Raw genomic sequence first — 11,295 nt, forward strand, 5'->3', positions numbered from 1 at the left:
GGTCGGGCCCCGGAGTGCTTCGGTTCCGGAGTGCTGCGGGTCCGGACAGAGTTGCGGCGGCACCACGAGGGTGCCGCCGCTGGCACGTCCGCCGGGTTACCAGTGCGTGCACAGAATTCGCCCATCAGGCCGGGATCTTCGCCCGTCACCTGGTGCGGCTGGCCCGTAATCGACGGGTCGGCGTCGCGTGGGTGCCCGGCATCCGTGCTCGGTCCGTGGGGCCTTGGTGCGTCTGGGGAGATCCTCCCGGATACCCCTGGTCTCGCGGGCCGTCGATTCCTTTCTACTCCTGCGCGGAGCCAAGTGGAACCCCTCCACGCAGATCTTTGCGATGGGGTCAAACGCGGGCATAAGGGGTGCGCCGCCGACTGGCGTACCACACCAGCCCGGCGGTGGCGGCGGCCGCGCCCACCGCCGCGACCGCGGCCAGCACCGGCCGCGGCGGCATGGAGAGCGAGGGCAGTCGCTGCTTCAACCGCACCGGGCGGTCGAAGGAGAGGACCGGCCAGCCGCGGGCGACCGCTTCGCGGCGCAGGGCCCGGTCCGGGTTCACCGCGTGCGGATGGCCGACCGACTCCAGCATCGGGAGGTCGGTCCCCGAGTCGCTGTAGGCGTAGCAGCGTGACAAGTCGTATCCCTCGGACTCGGCCAGTTCGGCGATTGCCTCCGCCTTCGTCGGTCCGTAGGCGTAGTACTCGACTTCCCCGGTGAAGACCCCGTCCTCGACGACCATGCGGGTGGCCACCACCCGGTCCGCGCCCAGCAGCTCGCCGATGGGTTCCACGACTTCCGCTCCCGAGGTGCTGACAATCACCACATCGCGTCCGGCGGCGTGGTGTTCCTCGACGAGGGAAGCCGCCTCGTCGTAGATGATGGGGTCGATCAGATCGTGCAGAGTCTCCGCGACGATCTCCTTCACCTGCTGCACATTCCAGCCACGGCAGAGTGCTGAGAGGTACTCGCGCAACCGCTCCATCTGGTCGTGATCGGCGCGGCCTGCGAGGAAGACGAACTGGGCATAAGCAGTACGCAGTACGGCCCGACGGTTGATCAGCCCACCCCGGTAGAAGGACTTGCTGAAGGTGAGCGTGCTTGACTTCGCAATGACCGTCTTGTCCAGGTCAAAGAAGGCGGCTGTCCGGGGCAAGGAGTGGTTTTCCACGACGCTGAGCATAGGGCCCACCATTCGGCGTAAGCTGAGGCGCGTGGGTTTGCCTGAGAAGGCTCTCGGGTACACCATGGAAGTCACGGATCGTTCGCGACCGTGCTAACCCGGCCCGACTCCTCCCCCCCCGAGTCGGCCGTGGGGACGACCCCCGCTCTCCCCCCCGGCGGGGGTCGTCGCATGTCCGGACGCTTTTCCGGCGCTTTCACGAGATCTTGCTCCCCTCATCCGGGCCTGGGTGGCGACTGCTCCCCAACAGCCTGATTGGTTACCGTGCGTAATCGCTAGGCTGCGCTCCGGAAGTCACTGGTTTAGGTGACTGGGATATTCACAACTGATGAGTTGTCCACGGTTTTGAACCAAGATCCCCAAGATTTTCAGGATCGCGACACGGTGATTCTCCGCGTTGTTTGCACTCGCCGTTCGCGTGAGTGAGAGCGCGTAACGAAATGGGGAGGGGATCGTGACTGCATCCATCACACCGGAACGGTCATCACCGCCAGAAGGACAGCGCGGCAGACCGCTGATCATCACCGAGGACGAACAGCTTCTCGACGATCTGCTGAGGCTGTGCGCGGCCGCCGGAGCAGAGGTCGAAGTGGCCCATGGCGCACCCACGCGCCGGGGCAGCTGGGAGGGTGCGCCGCTGATCCTCGTCGGGGACGACGCGGCGGCCAGGCTCCGGGGCCGCGTCCGCAGAGCGGGCGTGCTGCTCATCGGGCGGGATCTCGACGACCACGGCATCTGGCGCCGGGCCGTGGATCTCGGCGCCGACAATGTGGCGTTCCTGCCCGACGCCGAGACCTGGCTCGTCGACCGGATCGCCGATGTGGCGGAGGGAGTTGGCCAGCAGGCTCTGACCATCGGCGTCATCGGTGGCCGTGGTGGGGCCGGGGCCTCGACCCTCGCCTGCGCCCTGGCGGTCACGGCGGCCCGCTCTGGCCGCCGCACCATGCTCATCGACGGCGACCCGCTGGGTGGTGGCCTCGATGTGCTGCTCGGCGGCGAGGGGTCGGAGGGGCTGCGATGGCCCGCGTTCGCCGAATCGCGTGGCCGGGTCGCTGGGAGCGCGCTGGAGGAGTCGCTGCCCGAGCTGCATTCCCTGCGGGTGCTGAGCTGGGACAGGGGCGATTCGGTCGTCATCCCGCCCTCGGCGATGCGCGCGGTGCTGGCCGCCGCCCGGCGGCGCGGCGGGGTCGTGGTGGTGGACCTGCCGCGCCGGGTGGACGAGTCGGCGGCCGAGGCCCTCGCGCAGGTGGACCTCGGTCTGCTGGTCGTCCCGGCGGAGCTGCGCGCCGTCGCGGCCGCCCACCGGGTGGCGTCCATGGTGGGCATGGTGCTGAGCGACCTGCGCGCGGTGGTGCGCGGCCCGTGCGGGCCCGAGCTGGACGACGAGGAGATCGCCCGGCTGCTCGGGCTGCCACTGGCCGGTCAACTGCCGCCGGAGCCGGGGCTGCTGGACGCACTCGACGGCGGCGAGCCCCCGGGCGGCAGCGCGCGCGGCCCGCTCGGCCGGTTCTGCGCCGAGTTCTGGGACCGGGCCCTGCCCGGCGCGGGAGGTGTCACCGCATGAGCGTCGAAACCCCCGACCTGCTGGACGCGGTGCGGCTGCGGCTGGCGGAGAGCGGTGCGGATCCCACTCCCGCCCAGGTGGCGGCTGCCCTGCGGGAGGAGGGGCGGCTGATGGGTGACACCGAAGTCCTCGGCGTGGTCACCGCCTTGCGCTCCGAACTGGTCGGCACCGGCCCCCTGGAGCCGCTGCTCGCCGCGCCCGATGTCACGGACGTGCTGGTCACCGCCCCCGACGAGGTGTGGGTGGACCGCGGCGCGGGGCTGGAGCGGACGGGCGTCACCTTCGCCGACGCGGCCGCCGTGCGCAGGCTCGCCCAGCGGCTCGCCGCGGTGGCCGGGCGGCGGCTGGACGACGCCCGGCCCTGGGTGGACGCCCGCCTTCCGGGCGGGACGCGGCTGCACGCGGTGCTCCCGCCGGTGGCCGTCGGATCCACCTGCCTGTCGCTGCGGGTGGTGCGTCCCCGGGCGTTCTCCCTCGCCGAGCTGGTAACCGCCGGGACGGTGCCGCCCGGCGGTGCGGAGCTGCTGCGGGCCATGCTGGCCGCCCGGCTGTCGTTCGTGGTGAGCGGCGGCACCGGGTCCGGCAAGACGACGTTGCTGAGCACCCTGCTGGGGCTGGTCGGCCGGGAGGAGCGGATCGTCCTCGCCGAGGACTCGGCGGAGCTGCGGCCGGACCACCCCCATGTGGTCCGGCTGGAGACCCGCCCCGCCAACCAGGAGGGCCGGGGCCAGGTCACCCTGCGGGACCTGGTGCGCCAGGCGCTGCGGATGCGGCCCGACCGGCTCGTGGTCGGTGAGGTGCGGGGTCCCGAGGTCACCGATCTCCTGGGCGCCCTGAACACCGGGCATGAGGGCGCGTGAACGCGATAACCATACACGGCCCAGCGCCGGTATCAGCGCGGAATCAGCGGACCCAGGCTCCGGTCAGGCGGCCCGATGCTCCGCGAGGAGAGACGCCACCTCTGGCACGTCCTGGAAGTCCTCCAGCCGCTTAAGCAGCGCGGCGGACCGGACGGTCGTACGCTCCGAGGCGCCAGAGGAGGACAGCGTGATGACGCGTTCCGTCGTGGCTGCCGCTTCCTCCGGCTCGTTCGCGTCGGCCAGGGCCATGGCCAGCCAGGAGAGGTACAGGGCCAGTTCCCGCGTATGCGTGGCGTCGTACTGGCCCAGGACCCGGCGGAGGAGAGGGACGGCCCGGAGCGGGCGCCGCAGCTCCGTGTAGACGCGGGCGTCCATGACCTCCAGCTCTTCCCGGGAGACCCAGTACGTCCAAGTCGGTTCGTCCGCCCCGCGTTCGCTGGTCAGCGCTTCGTGGGCGTCCGCCAGGGCCCGCATAGCCGGTTGCGTGTCTCCCGCCTTGGCATGGGCCCACGCCACGCGGTCCAGGAACAGCGCGCGGGCGCGCGGCGGGGCGTCTGGGCCAGCGGTAGAGGCAGCGGCTACGGCCATGCCCACGGCGTCCCGGGCGTCTCCCACATTCGCCACCTGGTAGGCCAGGGAGCCCAGGAGTTGTCCGGCTAGGGTGCGGTCCCCGGCGGTCTGCACGGCGGACAGGCCCAAGCGGTAGATGCGCTCCGCTTCGTCGTACAGGCCCGCGTCAGATGCGACCCACCCGGCAATCTGCGCCAGTTCCCCGATCGTGCGGAGTAATTCGCGGCCCACGCTTTCAGCGTGCGTGCTCTCGCGGTACAGCCGGACGGCAGCCTTCAGCTCCCGGAGCGCGGGCCCGATCAGGTCGCGGCCGTACACCACGTCGTCCGCCAGGCGGAGGGCGTGGACCCGCTGGGACAGGTCTGCCACAGTCTCCGCCCCGACGCGGCGGCTCGTACGGACGGCCAGCGGCTCCAGAGGGTTCTCCGGCGGGAGGAAGTCCGCCACGGACGCGGGGGCAGCCAGGGCGCAGCCTGGCCGCGATTCCGTCGCTGCCATCTTGGCGGCCAGGCTCACCAGCTCTCCGCCAGCGCCCAGGAGCCTGTCCAGGGCCTTCGCCAGTTGCGGTGAAGGGAGCTGCTTCCCGGCCAGCACTCGGGACAGGTAGGCGTGGTCGTAGACCAGCTCCCGCGCGGCGCCACGTATCGACATCCCGCGAACCTTCAGCGCAGCGCGCACGGTCTGTGCGAAATCCCCGCCCGTCATGGTGACAGCCTACCCAGTCACCACCCAGTCACCATCTGTGATCCGCGAGAAAGGGGAGGCTGGCGGGCGAAGGACCCCGGCGACGCTGGCAGGCGTCCCGGGGCGTGGCCGATCGCTACGAAGGAGCGAACGACATGGAGAGCCTACGGCGCTTGCCTTGGACATCCGACGACGGGAAGGACGCCTTCGTGGCCCCCGGCGACGGCATCGTGAACCACATGGCTGACGCCCTCGAAGCGGAGCTGGTCGAGACAGCGAAGGCAGACGCGGAGCGGGCCCGCTCTCTGGCCGAAGATCCGAAGGCTTCAGCGGTGGAGATGCGCGTGGCCCTGCGGTTTCTGGCGCACTCCCTTGATGACACGGCCATGGTCGCGGACCTCCGCGCGGAGCGGTTGCCCAGCCTGGACAGTGAGGAGGCGGCGCTATGACGTGGCCCCTCTACTCCTCAGCGTTTCCGCTGTGCGACTGCCCCAGATGTCACCCAGCGCGGGAGCGTGAGGCCCGGGAAGCGGCGGTCATCCTCGCCAGGGCGCCCGGCCAGGCGGACAAGGCTGCGGACACTACGGCCAGCGTTAACGGCCAGGCGGACAGCGCCAGCCGGTAGACGCGGACAGCGCGGACAAACGACAGAAGGGCCCCCGGCCACTCCGGACAGGAGCGGTCAGAGGCCCTTCAGCATGTGGCCAGCGGTGTGGTCAGGGACGGCCAGGGCCGTGGACCAGGTGGACGTCGTCCCCGCTGTCCATGTGCTCTGATCAGGCACTTCGCTGCGGAGATCTGTCGTTAACGACCAATGGCGGCCAGCGTTGCGCCAGACGCACACGGGCCGACGGACAGGGCGGCCAGCCGTTGCGGCCAGCCTCGCAGCCAGAACGGACAGCGGGCAGGAGGAGCGGTCAGTGTGCGGCCAGGCGACGGCCAGCGTTCACGGTACGGACAGGGGCGCGGCGGGCGGCGGCCAGGTCTGCGCGAATGGGGCGGATGACGTTCACGATGTCCCTGGCGGTCGGCTGAGCGTCCGCCGGGCGGCCGTTCACGCCAGGCCCTGGAGACGGAGGCGGACGCGGAGGTCTGTCTGGGAGCGCCAGGTATCGGTCCCGTTCCGCTGGTTGTAGCCGTAGATCGTGAACGCGTACTCCATCAGCTCCCGGGCGTCAGTCTCCGGCAGGCCCCGGAAGAGGGGGTCCCGCCAGTCAGTGGGCGGTGCGTCGGCGTTCACGCGGGCCGGTACAGCGGCACGGGCAAGGGCCCGTCGGCGGGCGCTCACGAAGGCCACCCCGGGAGCCTGAAGCCAGCGCCGGACAGGGCCTGGGGCGTCAGGAGGAGGTCAGCCAGGAGGCGCCGGTACTCCGTGATCTGCGCTGCCTGAAGGGTGCCCTTCGACTGGGCCGCCTCCAGGTCGATGACCAGAGCCACAGCGCCAGTCTGGCTGTCGTCGTACAGGTTCGCGGCGGGCCCGCTCCAGATGCTGGCCCAGCGTTCACGCTGCCAGTCCTCCCAGTGGGCGCGGTTTGGCGGGATGTCCGGCACGGGTGCGGCGCATTCGGTGGGTAGCTCGATGGCTCGGGGGCCACTCCACCGGCCGCGCCGGAGGTTCTGTTCGTTGGCCACTGGGTGGCCTCCCTTCGTGGGTTGCGGAATGGCTGTGTTCGTCACGATCCGTGTCTGGGACCGGATCTTCGCCCGAGCGCACCTGGCGGAGCCCTCCCCGGCGTTCGGGGACCCCACCCCCTTGGGGGTCGCCCCCCACCCCCTGACCTGCGTAAACGTGTCTCGCAACTCTCTGAGCTGCGATGATGTGCCGCTGTCGCGCATCGTGAACGACAGCGAGGCACGGAGAGGGTCAGCCGCCCAGGCCCTGGCGCGGAGGCCAGGACCAGAGGCAGGCAGAGGCAGAGAGAGGGAGCGCGCGTCCGCTGTCGAGCCAGGCGGGCGTCAGTGGTTCACGGCCTGGCCCCGCTGTCCCAGCCGTCAGGCCAGACGCCATCAGCGGGGACGACCAGGCCAGTCCGGAGCCAGGTAGCGGCGGCAGCGTCGGGCACGTCGAAGGTGTCGCCTTCGCTGTACTCCGTGCCGTTCAGGACCAGGTGACGGGAGGCGGCTACGTGGACACGCACGGGGACCCCCTTTGAGGCAGGGGCGCCCCCAGCACGGAGCCAGGGGCGCCAGCGTTCACGGTTCAGGCCGTACGGCCCAGGAGCGCGTCCAGCCGCCCCTCACGTTTCGCCTTGACGATGTCGGCAGGTGACATGCGGTCGACGTCAGCGCGGGAGAGCTGGCCTTCGGCCGGAACCGGCACGGGCACGGGTCGGCCCAGGACCTGGTTCAGGCGGCCTTCGCTACGGGCCTGGTTGATCTCGGCAGGCGACATGTCGGCCAGGTCGGCGCGGGAGAGCTGGCCATCGTTGGCAGGCTCCGCGCTGGCGGAGGCAGGCTCCGGGACCTGGCGATGCTCGATCGCGTCCAAGACCTGGTTCACGGTCGCCTCCGGGTGGCCCAGGAGTGCATTCAGGTGGCCCTCCCGCTTCGCCTTGACGATCGCGTCGGGAGACATGGTCTTCAGGTCCTCGCGGGTGAGCTGGCTCATGCAGCACCGCCGAAAGTCTTGTCGTAGTACGCGCGGGCAGCGGCGTCGGCGATAGGCGGCGCGATCGGGGTCTCCGGCCCGTAGCCGTCCAGCCATTCGGCCACTTCACCCTTACCGTGGAGCTGGGCAACGAAGTTGGCGTCCAGGACCAGGGACTTGCCGTTGGTCAGTCGGACCGTGCGCTCCTGCGGCGACGGCTGTGCGGTGGCCATACCGTCAACGGCCTCCCGGACGTCAGCAACGGACTGACGGGCCTTCGAGAACTCCGGGGCCGTGACGCGGAACGCGGGACTGACCGTCAACTCCCAGCCGTCGTCCAGAGCCTGAACCGTGGACGCATTGAGAGTGGCGCGCTCCAGCTCCGCACGGGCGCGGTTCACGGTGGCCTCAGCGTCGGCCAGGGCCGTCTCGTACGCGTCGGCGGCGGTGTCTACGCGCTGCTTCAGACCGGCGGCCAGGTGATCACGGACATTCGTCCTGCGCATCTTGATGACCAAAGATTCCGCAGCCTTCGCGCGGGCGGCCTCCGCTGCCTTGACGGCAGTCTGAACCTGGGCCAGCGTCCGGCGGATCGGAGCCGCGGAATCGTTGTCAGGCAGCGCGCCACCCTTCACGGCAGCATCGGCCAGGGCCTGGGCGTCGGCGTGCTCGGCGGACCTGATGTCGTCCTTCAGGGTGTGTACCTGCTCCGTCAGTTCGTCCACGCGCTGATCCAAGCGGCGCCACTCGTCGGCGTCGGCGTGGACCGCCTTCGGAAGATCGTCGTTGACCGGCAAAGCAATGATGTGGGTGGAACCCATCGGGAAACTCCTTCAGTAAGGGTGTTGGAGAGGGTCCAGGCGGCTGCTTGGCAGCCTGGGAGGGCCCTCCTGGGCTTCGGTGCCAGGAGGGCGTCGTACGGGGTCCTACGGGCCATCTGGCGGGTCCAGGAGGACCAGGCCAGCGACGAACCTCCGGCCAGCGGCCTTGCGCTTGAAGTGGCCACGGGCGCGGAGGTAGCGACCGAAGGCGCCCAGCGGCAGCGACGTGGAGCCGTCCGCTATCAGGACAGCGGTCACGGCCCGATACAGGTCCAGCTCCCGCTCCAGACCGTGAACGTCAGCGAAAGCGACGCGGGCCAGGGCAGCGTCCAGACGCGGGAAGAAGTCGGGGTCATCGGCGGTCAGCGCGGTCACTGGCTGGCCTCCTGGCGCTTCTTCGCGTCCAGGTACTGCCAGCGGCGAACGCTCGCCTCCTGGGCCCTTGTTTGGGCGTCCAGGAGCTTCGCCAGGACCTCCATGCCGTCCAGGTCGATGTCATCAGCCGCGGACAGCTTCAGGGCCAGGCCGGTGACCAGGTCCCTGATGGACTGACGCTGAAGGGCGTCCGGTGACGTGGAGCGCTGGGGCATGTCTGCGGGAGTGGGAGAGGCGCACAGGGCATCGGTCATCGTGAACTCCAGGGAGTGTGTAGGCGGCTCATGTGAGGCGCCTGAACACCCCTGAAGGCCCGCCCCACGGAGGGACGGACCAGGGGAGCGTCAGCGTGGCGCAGCGTCAACGACCAGGCGCCGGAGATCAGCGAGGACCTTCCGGGCGTCGGGGGCGTAGTCAGGAGTCAGGCCATGAGCCTCAGCGACAGCAGTAGCCCAGTTCCGAGCCATCGAGCGGACCGTGGAGAACGGGACCGGCTGATCGTTCAGGAGCCATCCGGAGGCGTCACGGCGCAGCGTGTACATCGTGAACCTCCAAGCCCACAGGGCCGCTTCCGCGCTGAGAGTGGCCGACGTCGGGGCCGGGGCCTGGGCAGGCTCCACAGACACGGGCCAGTCCCGGGCAAGCTCCTCCCGGATGGCGTCCACTGCGGCGACCGTGGCGCGCTCCTGGCGACTCTTCAGGGCCAGGACGGACAGGTCCTGGATGTCGAGGGGGGAGGCAGGTTTGCCGTGCTGGCGCCAGCCTTGCGGCGCCTTGCGGAAGCCCGCCGCCGCGATGTCGTTGACGATGTCTGTGATCAGGGAAGCGTTCACGATCAGATGTCCTCTCCACGAAGGCGGGCACGGCGGATGGCCTGGCGGCAGCGGGGCGAACAGGCCGTCTTGACGCGGCCTTTGCCCGACCAGGTGACGGGGCGGGAACAGCCGGGGGCGAGGCACTTCACGGTGCGCTCCTCGCGGCGGTCGGCCACGTAGTCCGCGCGGGCCTCCGCCATGTATTGGAGTTCGTCACAGTGGTCCGTGCGGTCGTCCTCCGGACACCGGACGTCGTTGCCGACGTAGTCCCAGACGAGGTCCCCGCAGAAGCGGCACGGCTTCGGCTCCTTCCGCTGACCGGCACGGGCACGCTGGACGCGCTTGTAACACTTCGCGGAGCATGCGACGGCCCGGCGGCGGATGGTCCGTCCGTCGTCCTTCTTCGGGTCGGAGCGGAGCGGTCTGGTCTTCGGCTCCGGGAGCGAGTCGCCGCAGCCTTCGCAGCGATCTTCAAGTTCGTGTTCCTGGTACGGCATGGCGGTGGTGGGCCTCCTGCGTTCGGGATACGAAAAGGCCGACGGCGGCAGGGGAGGCGACAGCGGAGCGGGCCCACCACAGGCGCTCGGCTGTCACCCCTCCAGCCGCGTCGGCCTGGGAGTGTTCGGACGTTGGGACCGGCCGTCCGGGGCCGGAGAACAGAGGAGCGCGCATCAGCGTGGTGGGCCTGCGCGTGGAAGGAAGGCTGGACCGGGTCACTGACCCCCCAGGGCCGCAGTGCTGCGCACCCCGTCGGTGACCCGGCTGAGAACGGGGCGCCCCGGCCAGATCGTCACTCACCAGACAGGTGCCCAAGAAGCAGAAACGGGCCGTCCGGTCGCTTCACACCCCCGCCAGGTGGGTGGAGCGGACCAGACAGCCCGAAGAGCATGCAGCGACCCAGCGCCTGGCGGGCGGTCGCGGTGGAGGAGTGAAACTCCTTCTCTGCTGACCGGGGAGGATGTGAGAAACCCTGTCGGCCAGCGGGAGGAGCCGCCGCAGCGGCCTCTACTACTGACCGGTGAGGGTGTCCCCTGGACAGCGAGGAGGAGCGCGGGCCCTCGATCCTGTACAGGTGAGGACCTCCCCTGGTGGGTCGGAGCGCCCCTCTACCTGTGGTCCGGATTGGACGGCCCCTGGAGGGACTGGAGTTGGGCCTGGACGCCTGGACCCAGGGAGGCGCCAGAGGCCGCCAGGCGGGCATGTAGCGGCCTTCCTGGGCGCCTGGAGCCTGTCGTGAACCCTGACGCTGGACGGGCCCGGGGCCAGCGGAGAGGGTGCGAAGGGCGGCTGGCTTGGGCTTTGTCACAGAAGTGGCGGACTGTCCAGCCGTCCTGATGAAGCCGGAGAGGGGAGTTTTCTACAGACTCTCTATTTTTGTTGGACGTCTGGATAGAAAAGTTACTACTGCCAGGTCAGAGGCCCTCTCTGCTGTCACACTTCCCTCCACGCTGTCCGCCCCGCCTCCCCTGCCGTGACCTCCGACACAGCAGAAAGGGGCCGACCCCATCGGGCCGACCCCAGTCACTCCTCCGTCGTCAGTGGCGATGCCTCCTTCACGCGGCGGGCAACGCCTCCGGCGCTCGGCCGCACGATCCGCACGCGGCCAGCATCTGGGGTGCCTCCCACAGGAGCGCGGCCTGGACCGCCTCCAGGCGCATCACACGTTCGCGGAGACGGGGCGTGTCCTGGCCGCCCAGGATCTGGGCCCAAAGGAGGTTCGCCTGGCGCTGGAGTACAGCCAGCTCCTGGAGGTGGGTACGGGAGATCTCGGACATAGACTGGTCCTTCCGCTTACGGGCGGAGCGCCGGTCCGGTCTCTTCCGGCAAGTTGATGTCCGGACCGGC

General features: G+C 70.1%; 14 protein-coding genes and 1 pseudogene. 3 read left to right on the forward strand and 12 right to left on the reverse strand.

Features of this window, described 5'->3' with window-relative positions; genetic code table 11:
- Positions 1–337 precede the first annotated feature (337 nt).
- Positions 338–1,174 carry an HAD family hydrolase gene (locus ACFV9T_RS02580; protein ID WP_385436244.1) on the reverse strand — a complete coding sequence of 279 codons (837 nt, stop codon included), beginning with the start codon at positions 1,172–1,174 and terminating at the stop codon, positions 338–340.
- A gap of 454 nt (positions 1,175–1,628) precedes the next feature.
- On the opposite strand from ACFV9T_RS02580, the gene ssd reads away from it, so the two are divergent.
- Positions 1,629–2,738 carry a septum site-determining protein Ssd gene (gene ssd / locus ACFV9T_RS02585; protein ID WP_385436245.1) on the forward strand — a complete coding sequence of 370 codons (1,110 nt, stop codon included), beginning with the start codon at positions 1,629–1,631 and terminating at the stop codon, positions 2,736–2,738.
- A pseudogene (locus tag ACFV9T_RS02590) lies at positions 2,735–3,592 on the forward strand (TadA family conjugal transfer-associated ATPase); the annotation flags it as partial. The gene ssd and the pseudogene ACFV9T_RS02590, both read left to right, overlap by 4 nt.
- 69 nt (positions 3,593–3,661) lie before the next feature.
- Here ACFV9T_RS02590 and ACFV9T_RS02595 read toward each other — a convergent pair.
- Complete coding sequence (locus tag ACFV9T_RS02595) at positions 3,662–4,819, reverse strand: helix-turn-helix domain-containing protein (protein ID WP_385436246.1); 1,158 nt, start codon at positions 4,817–4,819, stop codon at positions 3,662–3,664.
- Positions 4,820–5,007: 188 nt separating this feature from the next.
- Between ACFV9T_RS02595 and ACFV9T_RS02600 the strand changes: the two genes are divergently transcribed.
- Positions 5,008–5,301: a hypothetical protein gene (locus ACFV9T_RS02600; protein WP_385436247.1), complete on the forward strand. Its 294-nt coding sequence runs from the start codon at positions 5,008–5,010 to the stop codon at positions 5,299–5,301.
- A 605-nt stretch (positions 5,302–5,906) separates the two neighbouring features.
- On the opposite strand, the gene ACFV9T_RS02605 is transcribed toward ACFV9T_RS02600, so the two are convergent.
- The 10 genes from ACFV9T_RS02605 to ACFV9T_RS02650 all read right to left on the reverse strand — a co-directional run bounded on the left by ACFV9T_RS02605 (position 5,907) and on the right by ACFV9T_RS02650 (position 11,225).
- Entirely contained in the window at positions 5,907–6,092 is a 186-nt protein-coding gene (locus ACFV9T_RS02605; RefSeq protein WP_385436248.1) for a hypothetical protein, read from the reverse strand.
- 44 nt (positions 6,093–6,136) lie between these two features.
- Positions 6,137–6,484 carry a hypothetical protein gene (locus tag ACFV9T_RS02610; protein WP_385436249.1) on the reverse strand — a complete coding sequence of 116 codons (348 nt, stop codon included), beginning with the start codon at positions 6,482–6,484 and terminating at the stop codon, positions 6,137–6,139.
- A 332-nt stretch (positions 6,485–6,816) separates the two neighbouring features.
- Positions 6,817–6,990 carry a hypothetical protein gene (locus ACFV9T_RS02615; RefSeq protein ID WP_385436250.1) on the reverse strand — a complete coding sequence of 58 codons (174 nt, stop codon included), beginning with the start codon at positions 6,988–6,990 and terminating at the stop codon, positions 6,817–6,819.
- Between the two features lie 62 nt (positions 6,991–7,052).
- The gene (locus ACFV9T_RS02620; protein ID WP_385436251.1) at positions 7,053–7,460 is read right to left on the reverse strand and encodes a hypothetical protein; all 408 of its coding nucleotides are present in this window, start codon (positions 7,458–7,460) and stop codon (positions 7,053–7,055) included.
- Positions 7,457–8,260, reverse strand: a complete 804-nt coding sequence (locus ACFV9T_RS02625) for a hypothetical protein (protein ID WP_385436252.1) — start codon at positions 8,258–8,260, stop codon at positions 7,457–7,459. The genes ACFV9T_RS02620 and ACFV9T_RS02625 overlap by 4 nt, the downstream gene beginning before the upstream one ends.
- A gap of 105 nt (positions 8,261–8,365) precedes the next feature.
- Complete coding sequence (locus ACFV9T_RS02630) at positions 8,366–8,635, reverse strand: hypothetical protein (protein WP_385436253.1); 270 nt, start codon at positions 8,633–8,635, stop codon at positions 8,366–8,368.
- Entirely contained in the window at positions 8,632–8,889 is a 258-nt protein-coding gene (locus tag ACFV9T_RS02635; RefSeq protein ID WP_385436254.1) for a hypothetical protein, read from the reverse strand. The genes ACFV9T_RS02630 and ACFV9T_RS02635 overlap by 4 nt, the downstream gene beginning before the upstream one ends.
- Before the next feature lie 90 nt (positions 8,890–8,979).
- A complete protein-coding gene (locus ACFV9T_RS02640) occupies positions 8,980–9,468 on the reverse strand; it encodes a hypothetical protein (RefSeq protein WP_385436255.1) in 489 nt (162 codons plus the stop codon).
- Positions 9,469–9,470: 2 nt separating this feature from the next.
- The gene (locus tag ACFV9T_RS02645; RefSeq protein ID WP_385436256.1) at positions 9,471–9,947 is read right to left on the reverse strand and encodes a hypothetical protein; all 477 of its coding nucleotides are present in this window, start codon (positions 9,945–9,947) and stop codon (positions 9,471–9,473) included.
- Between the two features lie 1,056 nt (positions 9,948–11,003).
- Positions 11,004–11,225, reverse strand: coding sequence for a hypothetical protein (locus tag ACFV9T_RS02650; protein WP_385436257.1), 222 nt, complete (start codon positions 11,223–11,225; stop codon positions 11,004–11,006).
- Positions 11,226–11,295: the final 70 nt, after the last annotated feature.

Source organism: Streptomyces sp. NPDC059850 (assembly GCF_042731515.1).
GTDB lineage: Bacteria > Actinomycetota > Actinomycetes > Streptomycetales > Streptomycetaceae > Streptomyces.

Excerpts from the sequence above, each read along its gene's own strand:
- ACFV9T_RS02580 (WP_385436244.1), bottom strand. The coding sequence starts at position 1,174 with ATGCTCAGCGTCGTGGAAAACCACTCCTTGCCCCGGACAGCCGCCTTC.
- ACFV9T_RS02595 (WP_385436246.1), bottom strand. The coding sequence starts at position 4,819 with ATGTCGATACGTGGCGCCGCGCGGGAGCTGGTCTACGACCACGCCTAC.
- ACFV9T_RS02600 (WP_385436247.1), top strand. The coding sequence starts at position 5,008 with ATGGAGAGCCTACGGCGCTTGCCTTGGACATCCGACGACGGGAAGGAC.
- ACFV9T_RS02620 (WP_385436251.1), bottom strand. The coding sequence starts at position 7,460 with ATGAGCCAGCTCACCCGCGAGGACCTGAAGACCATGTCTCCCGACGCG.
- ACFV9T_RS02625 (WP_385436252.1), bottom strand. The coding sequence starts at position 8,260 with ATGGGTTCCACCCACATCATTGCTTTGCCGGTCAACGACGATCTTCCG.
- ACFV9T_RS02635 (WP_385436254.1), bottom strand. The coding sequence starts at position 8,889 with ATGACCGATGCCCTGTGCGCCTCTCCCACTCCCGCAGACATGCCCCAG.
- ACFV9T_RS02645 (WP_385436256.1), bottom strand. The coding sequence starts at position 9,947 with ATGCCGTACCAGGAACACGAACTTGAAGATCGCTGCGAAGGCTGCGGC.
- ACFV9T_RS02650 (WP_385436257.1), bottom strand. The coding sequence starts at position 11,225 with ATGTCCGAGATCTCCCGTACCCACCTCCAGGAGCTGGCTGTACTCCAG.